General features: G+C 66.8%; 18 protein-coding genes, 2 tRNA genes and 1 riboswitch. Of the genes, 16 read left to right on the forward strand and 4 right to left on the reverse strand.

Translation table 11 applies throughout. The annotated features are described in order from the left end of the window. The first annotated feature begins 3 nt into the window (after nucleotides 1-3). Nucleotides 4-327 (forward strand): hypothetical protein, encoded by a 324-nt coding sequence (locus Q0J54_RS05300; RefSeq protein WP_296304411.1) that lies wholly within the window; start codon nucleotides 4-6, stop codon nucleotides 325-327. Nucleotides 328-469: 142 nt separating this feature from the next. On the opposite strand, the gene Q0J54_RS05305 is transcribed toward Q0J54_RS05300, so the two are convergent. Beyond that, nucleotides 470-545, reverse strand: a tRNA-Phe gene (locus Q0J54_RS05305). Nucleotides 546-722: 177 nt separating this feature from the next. Between Q0J54_RS05305 and Q0J54_RS05310 the strand changes: the two genes are divergently transcribed. From Q0J54_RS05310 to Q0J54_RS05330, 5 genes are all read left to right on the forward strand, one after another. Next, entirely contained in the window at nucleotides 723-2093 is a 1371-nt protein-coding gene (locus tag Q0J54_RS05310) for a chloride channel protein (protein WP_296304412.1), read from the forward strand. Nucleotides 2094-2190: 97 nt separating this feature from the next. Then, a complete protein-coding gene (locus Q0J54_RS05315) occupies nucleotides 2191-3456 on the forward strand; it encodes a phenylacetate--CoA ligase family protein (protein ID WP_296304413.1) in 1266 nt (421 codons plus the stop codon). 256 nt (nucleotides 3457-3712) lie between these two features. Further along, the gene (locus Q0J54_RS05320; protein WP_296304414.1) at nucleotides 3713-4090 is read left to right on the forward strand and encodes a hypothetical protein; all 378 of its coding nucleotides are present in this window, start codon (nucleotides 3713-3715) and stop codon (nucleotides 4088-4090) included. A 54-nt stretch (nucleotides 4091-4144) separates the two neighbouring features. Further along, nucleotides 4145-4525 carry an EF-hand domain-containing protein gene (locus tag Q0J54_RS05325; protein WP_296304415.1) on the forward strand — a complete coding sequence of 127 codons (381 nt, stop codon included), beginning with the start codon at nucleotides 4145-4147 and terminating at the stop codon, nucleotides 4523-4525. A gap of 164 nt (nucleotides 4526-4689) precedes the next feature. Further along, nucleotides 4690-6561: a YgiQ family radical SAM protein gene (locus Q0J54_RS05330; protein WP_296304448.1), complete on the forward strand. Its 1872-nt coding sequence runs from the start codon at nucleotides 4690-4692 to the stop codon at nucleotides 6559-6561. A gap of 448 nt (nucleotides 6562-7009) precedes the next feature. On the opposite strand, the gene Q0J54_RS05335 is transcribed toward Q0J54_RS05330, so the two are convergent. After that, nucleotides 7010-7085 (reverse strand) — tRNA-Ala (locus Q0J54_RS05335). Between the two features lie 105 nt (nucleotides 7086-7190). Beyond that, nucleotides 7191-8378 carry a pyridoxal phosphate-dependent aminotransferase gene (locus Q0J54_RS05340; protein ID WP_296304417.1) on the reverse strand — a complete coding sequence of 396 codons (1188 nt, stop codon included), beginning with the start codon at nucleotides 8376-8378 and terminating at the stop codon, nucleotides 7191-7193. Nucleotides 8379-8501: 123 nt separating this feature from the next. Here Q0J54_RS05340 and sfsA point away from each other — a divergent pair, with 123 nt between their 5' ends. The 10 genes from sfsA to Q0J54_RS05390 all read left to right on the forward strand — a co-directional run bounded on the left by sfsA (nucleotide 8502) and on the right by Q0J54_RS05390 (nucleotide 18556). Next, on the forward strand, nucleotides 8502-9284 hold the full coding sequence (sfsA, locus tag Q0J54_RS05345) for a DNA/RNA nuclease SfsA (protein ID WP_296304419.1): 783 nt from the start codon (nucleotides 8502-8504) through the stop codon (nucleotides 9282-9284). 53 nt (nucleotides 9285-9337) lie between these two features. Next, a complete protein-coding gene (locus tag Q0J54_RS05350) occupies nucleotides 9338-9643 on the forward strand; it encodes a hypothetical protein (protein WP_296304420.1) in 306 nt (101 codons plus the stop codon). A 218-nt stretch (nucleotides 9644-9861) separates the two neighbouring features. Beyond that, nucleotides 9862-11145, forward strand: a complete 1284-nt coding sequence (locus Q0J54_RS05355) for a phenylacetate--CoA ligase family protein (protein ID WP_296304421.1) — start codon at nucleotides 9862-9864, stop codon at nucleotides 11143-11145. 58 nt (nucleotides 11146-11203) lie between these two features. Then, nucleotides 11204-11407, forward strand: a riboswitch (cobalamin riboswitch). 19 nt (nucleotides 11408-11426) lie between these two features. Continuing rightward, nucleotides 11427-12329: a sirohydrochlorin cobaltochelatase gene (locus Q0J54_RS05360; protein WP_296304423.1), complete on the forward strand. Its 903-nt coding sequence runs from the start codon at nucleotides 11427-11429 to the stop codon at nucleotides 12327-12329. Between the two features lie 185 nt (nucleotides 12330-12514). Further along, nucleotides 12515-13177, forward strand: coding sequence for a gamma-glutamyl-gamma-aminobutyrate hydrolase family protein (locus Q0J54_RS05365; RefSeq protein WP_296304424.1), 663 nt, complete (start codon nucleotides 12515-12517; stop codon nucleotides 13175-13177). 14 nt (nucleotides 13178-13191) lie between these two features. Continuing rightward, nucleotides 13192-15603, forward strand: coding sequence for a PEP/pyruvate-binding domain-containing protein (locus Q0J54_RS05370; protein WP_296304425.1), 2412 nt, complete (start codon nucleotides 13192-13194; stop codon nucleotides 15601-15603). Beyond that, nucleotides 15604-16392 carry a phosphocholine cytidylyltransferase family protein gene (locus tag Q0J54_RS05375; protein ID WP_296304426.1) on the forward strand — a complete coding sequence of 263 codons (789 nt, stop codon included), beginning with the start codon at nucleotides 15604-15606 and terminating at the stop codon, nucleotides 16390-16392. A gap of 62 nt (nucleotides 16393-16454) precedes the next feature. Next, the gene (locus Q0J54_RS05380; RefSeq protein ID WP_296304428.1) at nucleotides 16455-17216 is read left to right on the forward strand and encodes a class I SAM-dependent methyltransferase; all 762 of its coding nucleotides are present in this window, start codon (nucleotides 16455-16457) and stop codon (nucleotides 17214-17216) included. Between the two features lie 64 nt (nucleotides 17217-17280). Beyond that, entirely contained in the window at nucleotides 17281-18033 is a 753-nt protein-coding gene (locus Q0J54_RS05385) for a methyltransferase domain-containing protein (protein WP_296304429.1), read from the forward strand. Between the two features lie 7 nt (nucleotides 18034-18040). Continuing rightward, nucleotides 18041-18556, forward strand: coding sequence for an adenylyl-sulfate kinase (locus Q0J54_RS05390; RefSeq protein ID WP_296304430.1), 516 nt, complete (start codon nucleotides 18041-18043; stop codon nucleotides 18554-18556). A 79-nt stretch (nucleotides 18557-18635) separates the two neighbouring features. Here the strand turns inward: Q0J54_RS05390 and Q0J54_RS05395 are convergent, their stop codons facing one another. Beyond that, a complete protein-coding gene (locus Q0J54_RS05395; RefSeq protein WP_296304431.1) occupies nucleotides 18636-19616 on the reverse strand; it encodes a DMT family transporter in 981 nt (326 codons plus the stop codon). Nucleotides 19617-19848: the final 232 nt, after the last annotated feature.

Raw genomic sequence — 19848 nt, forward strand, 5'->3', positions numbered from 1 at the left:
CCCATGTCACGCGCGCTGCAATTGCTGGATCAGGCTTTTCAATTGGGCCGGCTGGAACGCGAGGCCCTGCGCGGCAAGAACTATGACCTTGCCGTGGAACTCTCCGAACAGCGTCAGGCGCTGACCCAGGAGGCCTGGGACAATCTCGGCCAGGAGGACAGGCCTGCCTATCTGGAACGCCTCCTGCGCATTGCCGACCTGCAAAAGGAACTCAGCGGGCTGGCCCGCTCGGCCCACAGCAGCATCCTGTCGGCCCTGCAGGGGTCGCGCCGCCAGAAAAAACGCTTGTCCGGCTATCAACGGACGATCGCGCTCAGCCTGCAATAAGCAATAAGCTTTTTTCCGTACGCCCGCACAAGGGGATGCGACAGCATCCCCTTTTTTTGCGGCTTGCTGGCAGCGGGCCTTCCGCGGACAACTTGCCGCAAAAAAAGGGCTCATGCCGAAGCATGGGCCCTTACCTTCCTCATGGTGCCGAGGGACAGAATTGAACTGCCGACACGGGGATTTTCAGTCCCCTGCTCTACCAACTGAGCTACCTCGGCCCTGACGGCGAACCGTCGTGACAGGAATGCTTGTACGCCAAAGCAAAAGGTTTGGCAAGTCCTTTTTTCATCTTTTTCCCCGGCCCTTGAATTCTCGCCGCTCCGGCGGCATACTCCCCCGGCCCGGCGGCAGCGCGCCCGAGCCTTCCGGGTACTTCCCAGCCACAGGAACCACACATGGACCAGCGTCATCCGCTCCCCCTCTTCCTGCGTGAAGCGCAGGAACTGCAACGCCTCGGCGCCTGGCGTCTCTGCGGACAGGCCCTGCTGACGGGCCTCATCGCCGGCGGGATCATCGGTCTTTTTCGCCGGCTCTACGACATCATCCGACTCCACGCCTCCTTCTGGCTGCAACTCTATGTCGCGGACACCCCGTGGGCCTGGGCCTGCATTCTCGGCGGCCTGGCCCTGCTGGCACTGGTCGCCCATCTCCTGTTGCGCCATGAGCCGCTCATCAGCGGCAGCGGCATACCCCAGGTGGAGCTCATGGCGGCCGGCCTCCTGCCGCCCATGCGCTGGCGGCGCGTGCTCTGGTGCAAGTTCGTGGCCACGCTGGCGGCCCTGAGCGCCGGCCTCTCCGTGGGTCGTGAAGGCCCGTGCATCCAGATGGGAGCCTGTGTGGGGGCGGGCGTCGGGCGGCTCTGGCACAGCCCGGAGGAACAATACTCCCGCTTCCTCGTGGGCGGCAGCGTGGCCGGGCTCACGGCGGCCTTCGGCGCGCCGGTGGCGGGCCTGCTCTTCGCCTTCGAGGAGATGCGCAGCCCGCTTGGCCTGCCCCTGCTCTTCTTTGCGGCGCTCTCGGCCCTCGGGGCCTGGGCGGCGCTCGTCCTCTTCTTCGATTTCGGGCCGGTCTTCCCCTTTGCCGTCTGGAAGGACGCGGGCCTGCCCCAGTACGGGCTGGCCCTGGGCATGGGCCTGCTGTGCGGGGTGGCCGGCCTCATGTATAATGAAGTCATCATCCGTCTGACCCTCTGGCAGGACTCTCTGACCTGGCTGCCGCCGTGGCTGCGCTCGGCCTTCCCCTTCGGCCTGAGCGCCCTGCTGCTGGCCGCCGTTCCGCGACTCGTGGGCGGCGTGGGCATCGAGACGCTCGACCTGGCCTCGCCCGTGCTGCTGGGCGGCGGGCTGGGCTTCCTGCTGCTCCTGCTGCTGGGCAAGACCCTCCATTCCGGCCTGAGCTTTGCCTCCGGCGTGGCCGGCGGCCTGCTCATGCCCATGCTGCTGGCCGGGAGCCTGCTGGGGGCCTGCGTGGCCAGCCCCCTGCTGGCACAGGGCTGGCTGCACGCCGACGAGATCCCCTTGCTGCTCGTCCTGGGCATGGGGGGCATGTTCGCCGCCACGGTGCGCGCCCCGCTCACCGGCGCGGCCCTGGTGGTGGAGATGGCGCGCTGTCCCTTCTCCGCCCCCGCCGTCCTGCTGACGGCCCTGACGGCCTCGCTGGTGGCCGCGCGGCTGGGCGGCGAACCGGTCTATGACAGCCTCAAGCGCCGCATCCTGCGCCGCCGTGCGGCGCAGACGCCGGCCAGTCCCCGAACAAATGATATATAATACATTGAAATAACAGTATTTAAAAAAAAGTTCTTGCAAAAAGCACAGCAATTGGCTAACACAGGGCACTCTCCAAAAACCTTGACAAGGTGATGCCATGACCCGCAAAGACCGCACCGAAGGCATTTACAGCCGCCGCGAAGTGCTCGACGAAAGCGAGCGCCGCCAGTACTGCCTGATTCAGCTCAAGGAACTCCTTTCCTACGCCTACCGCTATTCGGAAGACGTCAAGAAGCGCTTCGACCGCGCGCAATTCAATGTGGAGAAGTTCAAGACCCTCTCCGACATCAAGCATATCCCCATCCTCAAGAAAAAAGAGCTCATCTTCCTCCAGTCCATGGGCCCGCGGCTGGGCGGCCTGCTGACCAAGGACATCGGGGACTTGAAGCGCATCTTCCTTTCGCCCGGCCCCATCTTCGACCCCGAGGATCGCGCCGAGGACTACTGGGGCTATACCGAAGCCTTTTATTCCGTGGGCTTCCGGCCCGGCGACGCCGTGCAGAACACCTTCAATTACCAGCTGACGCCCGCCGGCCTCATGTTCGAAGAGCCGCTGCGCAATCTGGGCTGTGCGGTCATCCCGGCCGGCCCGTCGGACGCCACCACGCAGCTGGACGTCATGCAGAAACTGCGCGTCTGCGGTTATGTGGGCACGCCGAGCTTCCTCATGCACCTTGCCCAGAAGGCCGAGGAAAAGGGCCTCAACCTGCGCAAGGACCTTTTCCTCGAAGTGGCCTTCGTCACCGGCGAGCGCCTTTCCGAAAAGATGCGCTCCCAGATGGAAAAGAAGTACGACCTCATCATGCGTCAGGGCTACGGCACGGCGGACGTGGGCTGCATCGGCTACGAATGCTTCCACAAGACCGGCCTGCACATCGCCAACCGCTGCTATGTGGAAATCTGCCACCCCGACACGGGCATCCCGCTCAAGGATGGCGAAGTGGGCGAGATCGTGGTGACGGCCTTCAACAAGACCTATCCGCTCATTCGTCTTGCCACGGGCGACCTGTCCTACATCGACCGCAGCCCCTGCGCCTGCGGCCGCACCAGCCCGCGCCTGGGCAGCATCGTGGGCCGCGTGGACACCACGGCCCGCATCATGGGCATGTTCGTGTATCCGCATCAGGTGGAACAGGTTATGAGCCGCTTCGAGGAAGTGAAGCGCTGGCAGATCGAAGTCACCAACCCCGGCGGCATCGATGAGATGACGCTCTTCATCGAGACCAGCGGCTTCAAGCGCGAAGAAGAGCTGCTGCATCAGTTCCGCGAAAAGATCAAGCTGCGTCCCGAGCTGAAGATCCTTGCGCCCGGCAGCCTGCCGCCGCAGATCCGCCCCATCGAGGACAAGCGTCACTGGGATTAGAGCATTTTGCCTTTGAAAAAGGCAAGATGCGAGGCGGCAGCACAGCGCCGCCCGGCCGAAAGTGCGCGGAAAAACCGCGTTTTTTCGCGAAACGCCAGGCCATATGGTTTGAAACGCAACGCGTTTCAAAGTGGAAATGCTCCAGACCCTTTTCCGCCTCCCTTCGGAGGCGGCATCAGCACTGCGGAAGGGGCGCACGGCCGGGACTCGACCTCCTTTCGGCCAGCGTCCCTTCCGCCCTTATGGAGGACCCCCTATGTCAGCTACCCCCTGCGCCGCGCTCCGGGAATGGCTCGAACAACGTCACGCCGCGGTCATGGCCGCGGAAAACCGGGCCCTTGCCTGCCTGGAAAAGGGCGATCTGCCCGGCCATTCCGAAGGCATGCACGAAAAGGCCCGCCTGCTGGCCGCCATCAGCAAGGATGTCGCGCCCCTGCTGGCCGCCCTGCCCGCGGATATGGACGCGCAGGAACGCGAACGCCTGCGCCATCGTCTGCATTGCTTTTCGGCCAGCGCCAACAATGCCCTGCGGCTGGATTCGCTCTTCTATATGTCCGCCCTGCTTTACCCTGAGGATCACAAGCCCGGCCAGCCGGACGACATGCAGGTCTTCATCGCCTCGCTGTCCGCCTGAGCCGTCCCCCTCTCCCCCCATTGACCGGGCCGCGTCCCGGACTGGAGCTCCCACATGAAATATGTTCCCTTTGCCATGACGGCCTGCGCCGCCCTGTGCGCCCTTGCCCTTTCCCTCTCCACCGCCGCTCAGGCCATGCCGGGCATGGAATCCGGCCACGGCGCGGCGGCGGAAAAATTCGCCAGGATGGATGCGGACAAGGACGGCAAGGTCAGCGAAAAAGAATTCTTCGCCGCCTACCCCAACATGCAGAAAGGCGCCTTCACCGCCATCGACACGGACAAGGACGGCAGCATCAGCGAGAAGGAATGGTTCGGCTTTGCGGTGGATCACGCCAAGGGCCGCGCGGGCATGCCCGCTCCCGCCCAGAAGGAGGCCGCCCCCGCCGCTCCCGCTGGTGAGGATGTGCCGCTGGTCATGCCGCCTGCGAAATAGCCGGACAAGGATGCTCGTCCATGCCGCGTAACGTCCCCATCCCCCAGCCAGGCCGCCGGGCCGCCTGTCCCGGCGTCGACCTTGCCGCCGTGCCCGAGGCCCCGGCACAGGTCGTCGTGCCCGCACGCACGCCTTTCGGCGCGCCGCAACCGGAATTCCTGCCCATGAGCCGGCGGGAGATGGACGCGCTGGGCTGGGACGAGCTGGACGTGCTCTTCATCAGCGGGGACGCCTATGTGGACCACTATGCCATGGGCAGCGTGCTGCTGGGCCGCTGGCTGGTGGCGCACGGCTTCCGGGTCGGGCTGGTCTGCCAGCCCCGCTGGGAAAGCCCGGACGACCTGCTGGTCATGGGCAGGCCGCGCCTGTTCGCCGGCATCAGCGCCGGCGCGCTGGATTCCCTGCTGGCCCATTACACGGCCTTCCGCAAAAAACGTTATGATGACGCCTACACGCCCGGCGGGCGGGCCGGAGCCCGCCCCAACCGGGCCTGTATCGTCTACGCCAATCTGGCGCGGCAGGCCTTTCCCGGCCTGCCGGTCATCTTGGGCGGCATAGAGGCCTCCCTGAGGCGGGTCAGCCATTACGACTTCTGGACGGACAGCCTGCGCCGCTCCATCCTCATGGACGCCAAGGCGGATCTGCTGCTCTACGGCATGGGCGAGCGCGCCACGCTGGAATGCGCCCGCCGCCTGCGCGAGGACAGAGACATCCGCGGCATCGACGGGTCGGCCTGGATGGACGGTCTCACGGCGGGCGGCCAGCCCGCCAATCTGCCGCCGGAGCTGGCGGGCAGCGTGGGCATGCTCCTGCCCTCGCACGAACAGCTCAAGGAGGAGCCCGCCCAGCTCCTGCGCCAGACGCGTTTGCTGGAACAGCAGGTGCATGGGCTTGACCGCTGGGCCTTCGAGCCCGTGGGCGGCTCCCGCGCCGTGGTGCTGGCCCGTCCGGCCGCGCCCCTGACGACGGAGGAAATGGACGCCCTCTACAGCCTGCCCTTCACCCGCAAGGCCCACCCCGCCTATGCCGAGCCCGTCCCGGCCGAAGAGATGCTGCGTACCAGCATCACCAGTCACCGGGGCTGCGGCGGGGGCTGTTCCTTCTGTTCGCTGGCCCTGCATCAGGGGCGGCGCATCTCTTCCCGCTCACAAGATTCCATCCTTGCCGAAGCGGCGGAGCTGGCGCAAAACAGCAATTCGCGCCGTGGCGGTCTTGCCATTTCCGATGTGGGCGGCCCCACGGCCAACATGTGGCAGGGCCATTGCGCGCTGGACAGCGAACGCCTTGCCGACGGCCGCCGGCCGCGCTGCCGCCGCGCGAGCTGCTGCTTCCCCACGGTCTGCCGCTCCTTCATCACGCCGCAGATGCGCCATGTGGAGCTGTTGCGGGCCGTACAGCGCCTGCCCGGCGTGCGACAGGTACGCGTGGCCAGCGGCATCAGGGCGGATCTCGCCTTGCGCGAGCCTGACGCGCTGGCCGCCTATACCGGCGAATTCACCGGCGGTCAGCTCAAGGTGGCCCCGGAGCATTGCGTGCCGGAAGTGCTGGAACGCATGCGCAAGCCGCCGCTCGATGTCTTTGAGGCCTTTTTGCAAAGTTTCGTACGCCAGAGCCGCCGTCTTGGCCGGGAACAGTATGTCGTCCCCTATCTGATGAGCGGCTTTCCCGGCTGCACGGATGAGGACATGCGCGAACTGGCCCAGTGGCTGGCCCGCCGTCACTGGAGCCCGCAGCAGACGCAATGCTTCATCCCCACGCCGGGCAGTCTGGCCACGGCCATGTTCTACGCCGGCTGCGACGAGAGCGGCGAACCGATCTATGTGGCCCGCAGCGACGCCGACCGCCTGCGCCAGCACCGTATCCTCATGCCGCATTTCGGACGACCCGACCCGGGCCGGAACACTGAACGCGAGCGGCCCGCGGGCAACGGACAGCGACGGCGCGGTGAGCCCCGGCAGCAGGCCGACCCGGCCCCCCGCGCGGCCTGGCCCTTCCGTTCCGGCCGCAAGACCGCACGGGACGGCGGCGGGCGCTGAGACACGCCCCGCGACGGGCTGTCGGACCCAGCTCCCCTGTCCCCTGAATCCGTATCCTTTCCGGTTCCAAAGCCGCCAGATGCGGCTGTCTGATCAGAGCGCAGCGCGGAACACGATACGCCGCGTCCGCCTGTGTCCCCATCCCGGCGCATCCTTCCCCGGGAGCGTCCGGCGTGTGCTCCCGTATCCTCAGTGAGGAGGCGGACAAGAGGCATCCACTCGCCGCACACTGTCACTCCCGCATTTCTTCCCGAGCCCCCCTTGCGGGAAACGTCACGGCTGCCCGCCGCGTCAACAGTCGCATCCGCCGCATCCCGCTGAAGCCCGCATGCTCGCCGCATCGGCACAGCATGCCCCGCGAACACGCGACGCAAAAAAGCCGGCGTGAACAGATCCCGCCGGCTGCAAAAACAGAAAAAGGGGACTTCTGAGAAGTCCCCGTATCTTCTGGTGGAGCTGGGGAGAATTGAACTCCCGACCTCTTGAATGCCATTCAAGCGCTCTCCCAACTGAGCTACAACCCCTTCGGACAAGATGGATATTGCCGAAAACACCCCCCGTTGTCAACGAAAAATTTTCAAGAACGCAAAAAAATCTTTCTTCAAAAATTAACAAATTATTTCAATATGTTATTTTTCTGAAGCCAGCTTTGCCATCACCTTGCCGCAGGCCTCGAGCGCCTTGGCCAGCACATCATCGGCCACGGCGTAGGAGAAGCGGATGCAGTTGTCGTCGCCGAAGGCCGCGCCGGGGACCAGGGCCACATGGGCCTCATCTAGCAGACGCGTGCACAGCTCCGTGGAGTTCTTCACGCTGCCGCCGTAGCAGCCGCTCACGTCCACGAACAGATAGAAGGCCCCGTCGGGCTGCGGGCAGACGGCCCAGGGCCAGGTGCGGATGGCCTGCATGGCCATGTCGCGCCGCCGCTGGAAGGCTTCCAGCATGGGCGCGAGGCAGTCCAGCGAACCGTTGAGCGCCGCCACGGCCGCCTTTTGAGCGATGGAACAGATGTTGGAGGTGCTGTGCCCCTGCATGCTGGAGATCTTCTTGATGAGGTCGGCATGGGCCACCAGATAGCCCACGCGCCAGCCGGTCATGGCGAAGCTCTTGGAAAGGCCGCCCAGGATGGCGATCTCGTCCGGGCGGCGCACGAAATGATGGATGGCGCTGGCCATCTTTGCCGGCGCGAAGACGAGCTGATCATAGATCTCGTCGCAGAGCACGAAGATGCCGTGGGCATGGGCCCACTCCAGCAGAGCGTCCAGTTCGGCGGCGGTATAGACCGCGCCGGTGGGATTGCTGGGCGAATTGAGGATAAGCAGCCGGGTCCGGCTGGTGACGTGTTTGTCCAGCATGGCCGGAGTGATCTTGAAGCCCTGCGCGGCGGAGGCCTGCACGATGACGGGCACGCCGCCGGCCAGACAGACGATGTCCGGGTAGCTCAGCCAGTACGGCGCGGGGATGAGCACTTCGTCGCCGGGATTTATGGTGGCCTGCGCGAAATTGTAGAGCGCATGCTTGCCGCCGGCGGAGATGATGGTATTCTCGGCCTTGATGTCGGCGTCGTAGACCTTTTTGAAATACCCCGCCACGGCCTGCCGCAGCTCGGGGATGCCGGGCACGGCGGTATACCGGCAGAAATTGGCGTCGATGGCGGCCTTGGCCGCCTCACAGATATGTTTGGGCGTGGGGAAATCCGGCTCTCCTACGGCAAGGCTGATGAGCTGCACCCCCTGTTCGCGCAATTCCATGGCGCGGGTGTTGACACTGAGGGTCAGGGAAGGTTTGATGGTGCGCAACCGTTCGGAAATCTGCATGTGGGACTCCTTGCAAGCTTGGCTGTCCTGCGGGGCGGCCCATCCGTCAGCAGGGACAACGGTTAAGGGTAGCCATTTCCCCCAACGCTGTAAACCGACGCCGCCCGGCGAACGAGGCCCTTCATGCCGCAGTCCAGCTCCCCCCGCCCCGCCCCGCTCCTGCCGTTTGTCGCCCCCTGCGTCTGCGGTACGTTCCTGCGCCGCCACAAACGCTTCAGCGTGGAGATGCGCCTGGACGGCCGGGATGTCTGGGTGCACAGCAACAATTCCGGCAGCATGCTGGGGCTGACCCGTCCGGGCAGTCCCATGCTGGCCAGCCCCGCCGCCAACCCCGCCCGCAAGCTGGCCTATACGCAGGAGGCCGTCTGGCTGGGCGATGTCCTCCCGGACGGTCGCGGCGGCGCCCTGCCCGGGCGGCGGGGATTCTGGGTCGGGGTCAATACCGCCGTGCCCAATCGTCTGCTGGAGGCCGCCTTCCATGCCGGACGGCTCCCCTTTGCCGCCGGCTACACCCATTGCCGCCGGGAGGCCGTACGCGGAAAAAGCCGGCTGGACGCCCGCTTCACCGCGCCGGACAGGCCGCCGCTCTGGGTGGAATGCAAGAACGTCACCATGACCGAAGACGATGCGGCCTGCTTCCCGGATGCGGCCACGGAGCGCGGCCGCAAGCATTTACGGGAACTCATGGACATCGTACGCTGCGGCGAACGGGCGGCCATGTTTTATCTGGTGCAGCGGGCGGACGGCCGATGTTTCGCGCCGGCGGACTTCATCGACCCCGACTACGCGGAGCTGCTGTATGAAGCCGTGGCGGCCGGGGTGGAGATCCATCCCTTCCGGGCCCGCATCACCGCTCAGGGCGTCGATCTGGAGGAACCGCTCCCCCTGCGGCCCCGCCGCCCCTGAACCGGGAGCCCCGCCCCGGACGTTTTCACCCCAACACAGTAACGGAGACTCTCATGGTGGAATTTCTGGCCCTGCTCGTGATGAGCGTCGTGGCCGTGGCGGCGCTTGCCGCGGGCATCAGCTTCTTCGCCCAGATCGAACGCCGCCCGGCACTGGGCTGGGCCGCCTTTCTGGTGGGCTGCTTTTTGCTCTTCTGGGTGCTCGGCCTCTGGGAAGGCGCGGGCATGCACGCCTGGGGCGTGCTCGGCATCGCCTTCGTGCTCCTGCTGGCGGGGGCCTACGTCCTGCTGAAGCTGGCCCGGCGCTTCTGGCGGCAGCGGCAGGAACGCCGGGCGGCCCGCGACGGCCATCCCCGCTGAGCCGTCCCGGTCGGGCGGCCCGCCCGCCGGAAGGGACGGGGAAGACGGACGCCCTCTTGCGGCAGGCGCGGGAAACGCGCACAATGCCCGTGGCGGACGGCAGCGCCGCCCGGCCAAAATCAGGCGGAAAAACCGCACGTTTTCCGCGAAACGACAGGCCGTATGGTTTGGAGCGCAATGCGTTCCAAACGGAAGATGCTCTACAAGAGGTGTTCGGCATGGCTTACCGTTTTCTTCCCAGCTATACCGCTGATGAACTGGCCCGCATCCAGCTTAACGGCCTGCGCTTCACCGTGGCGCAGGCCCTGCGCTCTCCCCAGTACCGGGAAAAGCTCGCCGCCTGCGGCGTCGAGCCCGGCGACATCCGCAGTCTGGATGACCTGCGCCGCCTGCCCACGGTGGATGTGGACGACCTGCGCGCGGGCTATCCCCTGCCCCTCTGCTGCGTACCGGAAGAGGAGATCGTCCGCATCCATGCCTCCAGCGGCACCACGGGCAAACGCAAGATCCTTGCCTATACGCAAAAGGATATCGAGACCTTCAGTCTCCAGATGGCCCGCTGTTACGAGCTGGCGGGGCTGACCCCGGCCGACCGCATGCAGGTGGCCGTCGGCTACGGCCTCTGGACGGCGGGCGCGGGCTTCCAGCGTGGCAGCGAGAAGCTCGGCATGCTGACCATCCCCGTGGGCCCGGGCAATCTGGACATGCACCTGCAATTGCTGCGCGATCTGGGGGCCACCTGCTTCGGAGCCACGGCGTCCATGGCCCTGCTCATGGCCGAGGAGGTGGAGCGGACGGGCATCCGCGACGAGCTGAAGCTGAAAAAGGTCATCTGCGGTTCGGAGACCCGCAGCGAAAAGATGCGCCTGGCCATCGAGAGCAAGCTGGGCCTCGAGGCCAGTTACGACATCGCGGGCATGACCGAGATGTACGGCCCCGGCACGGCCATGGACTGCGATGCTCACGAGGGCCTGCACTACTGGGCGGACCTCTTCATCATCGAGGTGGTCGATCCCGAGACGCTCCAGCCCCTCCCCGTGGGCGAGGTGGGCGAGATGGTGGTGACCAGCCTGCGCAAGGAGGCCGTGCCGCTGCTGCGCTACCGCACCCACGACCTTTCCCGCCTGCTGCCCGGAGAATGCTCCTGCGGCCTGGGCATGCCCCGCCATGACCGCATCCTCGGCCGCTCGGACGACATGATCATCTTCCGCGGGGTCAACATCTATCCGGGGCAGATCATGGACGTCATCGGCGGCTATGCCGAACTGGGCGGCGAGTATCAGGTGGAGCTGCGCCGGGACGAGCGGGCGCTCGATCACATGACGCTCACCGTGGAGCGCGCCCCGCGGGCGTCCGCCGACGGCGACGCCGCCCTGGCAGAACATCTGGGCCGCCGCCTGCACAAGGCCATCCTGGCCCGTGTGGACGTGCGCATCTGCGATCCGGGCAGCCTGCCGCGCACCTTCAGCAAATCCAGGCGCGTGGTGGATCTGCGGCAGTAGGCCGCTCGAGCGGGCGGATGCGGCGTGTCCCGTCCGGCCCGCTTGACAGGGAGGCTTTCCTCACCTAGGCAGAAAAAGCATATCGCGGGGAATTCCGTGCGAATCGGAAACAGTCGCGCTGCGGTAAGAGGGTACGGAGCTTCACGGACAGCAGCCTGTCCGAACAGCCAGTCGCGCAAGCGGTGAAGGCGAAGCGAAGGCCGGCGGCATGGGCCGTCATATTCCCTCAAGTCCGAAACCCGCTCTCCATCCACACCTTAACGCGTCATTGAGGAGGATCCATGTCACACATCCAGCATTTCTCCCGTTTTTTCATCCTGCTGCTCGCCATCTGGCTCGTCGGCCTGCCCCCCGCCGCTCAGGCGGAGACAGGGCCGCGTGAGGGCCTGCTCATCGTGGCCTTCGGCACCAGCGTGCCCGAAGCCGTGCCCGCCCTGAAAGCTCTTGATAACGATCTCCGGGAGGCCTTCCCCGAGGCCGCCGTGGAGTGGGCCTACACGTCCCAGATCATCCGTAAGAAGCTGGCCGCGCGCGGCACGCCCGTGGGCGGCATCAGCGACGGTCTGGCGGCCCTTGCCCGCAAGGGGGTGAAGGTCGTCCGCGTCCAGTCCCTGCACGTCATGCCCGGGGAAGAGTTCAGCGCGCTGGAACGGGCCGTGCTGCTGGACGTCAAGGCCCATCCCGGCCGCTTCGAGGCCGTCTATCTGGGCCGGCCCCTGCTGGAATCCCGGCAGGATGCCCGCGAAGTCGCGGCGGCCGTCCTGCAAAGCTGCCCCGGGCGCGCCGCCGGGGAGGGGCTCGTGCTCATGGGCCACGGACAGGCGCACGGCCGGGCCGACCTTGTCTTTGAAGGCATACGCCGGGCCTTTGTCGAGGCGGACGGCCTGACGTTCATGGCCACGGTGGAGGGCTCGCGCACCTTCGATGACCTTGCGCGGGAGCTTGCCGCCCGCAAGCTGAAGACCCTCTGGCTGCAACCCTTCATGGTCGTGGCCGGCGACCACGCCCGCAACGACCTTGCCGGCGAGGACGCGGACAGCTGGGCCTCCCGGCTGCGCAAGCAGGGCTTCCAGGTGAAGACCAACCTGCTGGGCCTTGGCGAGATCGCCGGCGTCCGGGCCGTGTTCATCCGGCATGCCCGCGAAACGAAGGACGACCTCACGCGGGAACCGGTCAAGCCGTAACGGCATATCCGGCGCACACATCATGGACGGACGGTCTCCGCCTGCCCCGGCGAGGCCGTCCGTTCAGCATTGGAAGCGGGGAAATACGTCTGGACAGGGGCGGGAAGCCGATGCTAAGGACATCCTTTGTCTGTCCAGAAAAAAATCCCGTTTTTTCGCTGTCCGGCAGCACTCATGGGGAACGTATGCCACACACCCGCCGTATAGGCGTGACCATGCGCGTCGTTCGCTCCGACCACGGCGAGACGCGTGATGCGCTGGCCCGTGACTGGCCTGTCCTGTTTGAAAGGCTCGGACGTCTGGGAGGCTATGCGCCGGACTGGCTCATGCTGCCCAATACGGGGGAGGCCTGCGTGGCCTTTGCCCGGCGGCAGGGCGTCCGGGGGCTGCTCCTGACCGGCGGCGACGACCTCGGCGCCACGCCGGACAGGGATGCCACGGAAACGGCCCTGCTCCGCTGGGCCGAACAGGAAGGCCTGCCGGTACTGGGCGTCTGTCGCGGGGCCCAGCTGCTGGCCTGCCGGGCCGGAGCGGAGCTCGTCCCCCTCGCGCGGGAGCGGCATGTGGCCGCGCGCCATGCCGTCGTCTGGCAGGCGGCGGATGTGCGCGCCGGCGGCCTGCCCCGTGAAGGCGGAGGGGAGGTCAATTCCTATCATGCCTGGGGACTGGAGGCCGCCCGCCTGCCCGCCTGCCTGATCCCGCAGGCCATCTGTCCCGAGGACGGCAGCGTGGAAGCATTCGCCCATGCCGTCCTGCCGTGGCGGGGCATCCTCTGGCACCCGGAACGCGAGGCGGCTCCCGCGCCCCGTGATCTGCCCCTCATGCAGGGGCTGTTCACCCTCAACTGAGGCCTTTGTCCACCATGACGGCATCTTCCACCGGTTCACACCCGACCCCCGACACCAAGGCGGAGACCCTGGCCCTGCTGCATGCCCACGCCTTCCCGGTGCCTCCCCTGCTCTATTTTACCCGCGCCCGCTGGACGGCCGAACCGGAGGCCGTCCTTGCCGAGATCGCGACGCGTTTTCCCGCCGTCTCGCTGGCCGTGCGGTCGTCCGCCCGCGGGGAGGACAGCGGCACGGCGTCCCTGGCGGGCGCTTTCGACAGCGTGCTGCATGTGCCCTCGCAGGATGTCGCGGCCCTGCGGGGCGCCATCATGAAGGTGGTCTCCCGCTACAGTCATGACGCGGATCAGGTGCTCGTCCAGCCCATGATCCCCCATGTGGCCATGAGCGGCGTGGTCATGACCCGCACGCTGGATGACGGTTCCCCCTACTATGTCATCAACTATGACGATATCTCAGGACGTACGGACACCATCACCAGCGGCAGCGGCATCAGCAAGACGGTCTACATCTACCGGGGGGTAAGGGCGGAATATTTTGATTCGCCCCGTCTGCGCGCCGTGCTGGATCTGGTGCGGCGGCTGGAAGCCTTCTTTGCCGGCCTGCCGCTGGATGTGGAGTTCGTGGTGGACACGGGGGCCGTGGTGCACCTGCTGCAGGCCCGCCCCATCGCCGCCGCACGGCACTGGCGCGCCCAGGTGGCGGAGGCCGTTTCCCGTCACATCCGCCATGTGGAGACCTATGCCCGCGACATCATGGCCCCGCGCCCGGGGCTGGCGGGCAGGCGGAGCATGCTCGGCGTCATGCCGGACTGGAACCCGGCGGAGATCATCGGTATCACGCCGCGCCCGCTGGCCATGAGCCTGTACCGGGACATCATCACCCGGCAGGTCTGGCGTCTGGCACGCCGGCAGATGGGTTACCGGGCCCTGCCGCCGGTGGAACTCATGCTTTCCCTGGCCGGCCGCCCGTACATCGACGTGCGCGCCAGCTTCAACTCCTTTTTGCCCGACGGCATCCCCGATCCGCTGGCCGAGCGTCTGGTGGACGCCTGGCTGGACCGCCTCGACGCGCACCCCGAATTGCACGACAAGGTCGAATTCGCCATCGTGCCCACGGTGCTGGACTTCGATTTTGACGCCACCTTCCGGGAGCGCTACCCGGAAACGCTCTCCACCACGGAACACCTGACCTTCAAGGCCGCCCTGCGCCGCCTGACCAGCCGGGCCCTGCGCCCGGCCGGGCAGACGCCCGCGCCCGGCAGTCTGGAAAAAGCCTTTCAGGATGCCCGCGAGCTGGAGCGGCGGCAACACTCCCTCGCGCTTTCCGCCCTGCCGGCGGGGACGCCGTTCTCGCTGGCGGCCTCGCTTACCTCCCTGCTGGAGGAATGCCGGGAATGGGGCACGCTGCCCTTTTCCATCGCCGCCCGCCATGCCTTCATGGCGGAAAGCCTGCTGCGCTCCGCCGTGCGCCGCGAGGCCCTGAGCGAAGAGCGCCTGGCCGCCTTCAAGCGTACCATCCGCACGGTCTCCGGCGAGCTCTCACACGACTTTGCCGAGGCCGTGCGCCATCCCGAGCGGCGTCCCGCCTTCATGGAACGGTACGGACATCTCCGCCCCGGCACCTACGACTTGCTGGTCCCCTGCTATGCCCGGCGCGATCTCTTCGCCGACGCCACCCTGTCCCCCGAACCGCCGCCGCCCGCGGCCTTTGCCCTGACGCCCGCCGAGCATGAGGCCCTGAGCCGACTGCTGGACGAGACCGGGCTGGACTGCACGCCGCCTCATCTGCTGGACTATGCCCGGCGGGCCATTGCCGGCCGCGAATGGATCAAGTTCATCTTCACCCGCCATGTCTGCGCCGTGCTGGAGACCATCGCCGCCTGGGGCGAACGGCTGGAGCTCGACCGCGAGGCCTGCGCCATGCTGCCGCTGGACGTCATTGCCGGCAGCCTGCACGCCCCCCTCCCCGATGAGGCCCGCCCCTATTATCTTTCCGTCATTGCGGAACAGCGCCGCCAGCATGAGCTGGCCCGTTCGCTGCGGCTCGCGCCCCTCATCCGGTCGGAACGGGACGTCTATGTGGCGACCCAGCAGCGCAGCGAACCCAACTTCATCACCCACCGCCGCGTGGAGGCCCCGGTGGCGGTGCTGGACGGCGGCGAGGCCCGCGCCGGGGAACTGCGGGGGCACATCGTCTGTATCGAAAGCGCGGATCCCGGCTATGACTGGCTGTTCACCCGCGACATCGCGGGCCTTGTCACCTGTTACGGCGGGGCCAATTCCCACATGGCCATCCGCTGTGCGGAATACGGCCTGCCCGCCGCCATCGGCTGCGGCGGCATCCTCTACGAACGTGCCGGCAAGGCCGGCCTGCTGTTGCTGGACTGCGCCGGAAAACGTATAACTCCCCTGCATGCCGAGGTATGAATGCAAGCGCTGATCCTTGCCGCCGGGCGTGGTTCCCGGCTGCGTGAACTGACTGACGACAGGCCCAAATGTCTTGTCTCCCTTGCGGGCAGGCCGCTGCTGCGCTGGCAGTATGACGCCCTGCACGCCGCCGGCGCGCGCCAGATCATGGTGGTGCGCGGCTATCTGGCGGAGCGCCTCGTGCCCGAGGCCGCCGGCTTGCCGTCCGGGGCCTTTGCCACGGTGGACAATCCGCGCTGGGCGCAATGCAACATGCTGGCTTCCCTGCTGTGCGCCGGTCCGTGGCTGGAGACGATCTTTGCCGGCGGCGAGACGGAAGTGGTCATCAGCTATGCGGATATCGTCTATCCGGCGGACCATGTGCGCGCCCTGTGCGCCGGCGGCGGCGACAGCCCCGTGGCCATCACCTACGATACGCAGTGGGAATCCCTCTGGCGCGTCCGGTTCGCCGATCCGCTGTCGGACGCCGAAAGCTTCGCCTGCCGGGACGGTCTGCTGTGCGACATCGGCCGCAAGCCCTGCGGGCTGGACGACATCCACGGACAGTACATGGGCCTGTTGCGGCTGACGCCGCAGGGCTGGCGGACCGTTGCCGACGTCTGCCGGGAGCTTGGCGACGCGGTGGACCGTACCGATATGACGAACTTCCTCCGCCTGCTCCTGGCGCGCCACGTCCCGGTGGCGGCCGTGCCCGTCCGGGGGCGCTGGTGCGAGGTGGACGATCAGGACGATCTGCGCGCCTATGAGAGCCGTCTTGAGCAGGGCGGCTGGGAGCATGACTGGCGCTGAGGAGGCGCAGCCTTTCGCATGCGCGCACAGCTTTCTCAAAGATGGAGCAGGAGGTATCCCGCATGAAACATGGTGATTTTACGGCTCTGGCGGAAAAATACGCCGACTACCGTCCCGGCTATGCGCCCCTGATCGCCGAGGTCTTCGTCCGCCTGAGCGGACAGGCACAGCCCCGCTGCGTGGATGCCGGCGCGGGTACGGGCATCTGGTCCCGCCAGCTGGCGGCGGCCGGAGCACGCGTGGACGCGGTGGAACCCAACGACGCCATGCGCGCGGCCGGACAGCGGCAGAACGGCGCCTGCGCCATCGTCTGGCATGCCGGATCGGCCGAGGACAGCGGACTGGAAAGCGGAGCATTCGATCTGGCCTGCATGGCCTCCTCCTTCCACTGGCCGGATTTTGACGCCGCCGTGCGGGAGTTCCACCGCCTGCTCAAGCCGGGCGGCTACTTCATGGCCCTCTGGAATACCCGCTACTATGAATCCAATCCGCTGCTGGTGGAGATCGAAGCGCATCTGCACAGCCTGGCCCCGGACATGCGGCGGGTCTCTTCCGGCCGTTCGGCCTTCTGCAACCAGCTGACGGAACGCCTTGCCGCCCGCCAGGAATTCGACGAAGTCATCTACCTTGAAGGACGCCACATCGAGCACCAGAGCCCGCAACGCTACCTGGGCCTGTGGGAGTCCGTCAATGACGTGCGCGTGCAGCTTGGCGAAGAACGGTTCGCCGCCTTTCTTGCCTATGTCCGGGACAGGACGGCGGATCTGCGGGATATCGAAGCCGAATACCTGACGCGGGCCTGGATCGCCCGCCGGGCGAAGTAAACGGCACGACTACCGGGGTATGCGCTCTGACGACGCCGAAGCGCCCCCTGCCATCGGAGAATCCATGAAAACAACCTGGGACTATACCTCGCTGGCCCAAAGCTACCTCAAGCGGCCGGACTATGCGCCGTCCGCCCTGCAGGACATCTTCCGCATCGCCGGTCTGCACGCCGGGGATCACGTCTGTGACATCGGCGCAGGCGTCGCCCACCTCACCCTGCCGCTCGCCCGCTTCGGCTGCCGGGTGGATGCCGTGGAGCCCAACGACGCCATGCGGGCGCTGGGCAGGCAGCGCACGGCGGATCTTCCCGCCGTCCAATGGTTCGAGGGGACGGGCGAACACACCGGACGCCCCGGAGGACAGTACGACTTCGTCTCCTTCGGCTCCTCCTTCAACGTTTGCGACCGCGCCGCCGCGCTGGCCGAGACCCATCGCCTGCTCAAGCCCGGCAAATGGTTCGTCTGTCTCTGGAATCACCGGGATTTGCAGGATCCCGTCCAGCAGGAGATCGAAAACATCATCAAGAAGGCCATCCCCGAATACGGCTACGGCACGCGCCGCGAGGATCAGACAGGCGTCATTCGCGATTCCGGTCTGTTCACGGACATCACCCCCGTGGAAGGCGAAGTGCGGCACGTCCAGAGTCCGGCGGAGATCGTGGAGGCCTGGCACTCCCATTCCACCCTGCACCGTCAGGCGGGCGACAAGTTCGCGTCCATCATCGCGGAGATCGAACAGTATCTTGCCGGGCTCGGCCGGGACGGCATCGCCATCCCCTACACGACGCGGGCCTGGATCGCCCGCCGCGCGGACTGAAACGGCCATGACCGAACGGACAGGACGCGTTTTCTGGATCACCGGCCTCTCCGGCGCGGGCAAGAGCACGCTGGCCCGCGCCCTGCAGGACCGCCTGTCGCCGTCCATCCTGCTGGACGGCGACGAACTGCGCGCCGTGCTGGGCGCGACGCGCTCCGGCTTCGACCGGCAAAGCCGTCTGGAGCTGGCCGCCACCTATGCCCGCTTCTGCAAGCTGCTGGCCGAGCAGGGGCATACGGTCATCATCGCCACCATTTCCCTGTTCCACGAGATCCACGCCTGGAACCGGGAAAACCTGCCCGGCTACCGGGAGATCTTTCTGGATGTGCCGGAGAAAGTCCGCCGCCAGCGGGACCCCAAGGGCCTGTATGCCGCGGCGCAGGCCGGCGCCGTGCGCCAGATGGCCGGAACGGAGACGCCGGTCGACCTGCCGCGGAACCCGCATCTGGTGCTCCACACGGATCGTCTTTCGCTGGAAGACTGCGTGGCGGCGGTGCTCCGTCTGGCCGCGGAACAGGCCTGAACGACGCCCCGCACAGAAACAGAGGGGCCGGAATCGTCCGTGCGGGAGGCTCCGGCTCCCGGTCCGCCGCCCGCACTCCTCAGCGATGCCGTCGCGGCAGATGCGGCAGATGGGGCAGATGCAGCATGGGCCCCACCGCGATGCCCAGCGCCCCCAGGACGACGACGCAGGCCCCGAGCAGGCTGAGCAGGCCCACGCTGTCCAGCGGATAGGCCGCCGGCCACAGACGGTTCAGCAGCACTTCCAGCACGAGCGAGAACAGCGGCGTGGTCGCCACGACGGCGCTGACCTTGGCCGCGTGCCAGATGCTCATGGCCTTGGTGAAGGCCCCGTACGCCACGATCGTATTGAGACAGGCAAAAACGAGACAGATCAGCTGCACCGCATCCACGCGCAGGATGTCCGCGGGCGTGGCCAGCGGCGCGAGCCCCAGCGCGCAGCAGGGATAGATGACCCGCAGGATGCGCATGGGCGCAAGATACCGCAGCAGGATCTTCTGTGCCAGTCCGTAACAGGCCCAGACCAGCGCCGCGGACGTCCCCAGCAGCATGCCGAAGGAAAAATCATCGTCCCCGCCCCAGAGCAGGGCCAGACGCACGTTGAAAAAGAGCAAAAGCCCGACCAGCAGCAGTATGACCCCCACGGCCTGCACCGGCAAAAAGGCCTCCCGCAGGATGAAGACCCCGCCCAGCAGGAGCAGCACCGGCCCCGCCTGGGCCAGGATCTGACAGGCCGAGGCGCTGAGATAGGCCACGGAAGAATTGAAGAACACGAAATTGGCGCCCAGACCGGCCGAGGCCACTAGCAACAGCAGCCAGGTACGCCGGCGGGACGGCGGCGCGGCGGCCGCGGCGACCGGCGCGGACTGCCGGGGCCCGCGCGACGCATGGACGGCCGGAACGCACCATATCCAGACCGCCGCCACGCAAAAACGCAGCCAGACCAGCGTCACCGCATCCATGACGGGCAGCAGGTGTTTCACCGCCAGCGGCAAGGCCCCCCAGAACAGCGCCGTCAAAAGCGCCAGCAGCAAGCCCGCACCATTGTTCCCCAGTACCATACGGCAGCCTCCTCCGTCGGTTTGATCCTGACGCCCCGCGCCCTTCCTCCCCGCGGGACGCAAGGCGGCCGCCCTTCCCTCCGGGAGGGCGGCCCCGCTTCCTGGGGTAGGAAATAGAGGGCACAAGGTCAAGCCTGCCGGGGGAATACGACGCAAAAAGCGCCACGCGGCAAAAGTCAAGCGACTTTCCCGCTTGACTGTTCGGCTGAACAGTAATCAAATACGGCTTGGC

This window comes from uncultured Desulfovibrio sp., from assembly GCF_944324935.1.
In the GTDB taxonomy this organism is placed as follows: domain Bacteria; phylum Desulfobacterota; class Desulfovibrionia; order Desulfovibrionales; family Desulfovibrionaceae; genus Desulfovibrio.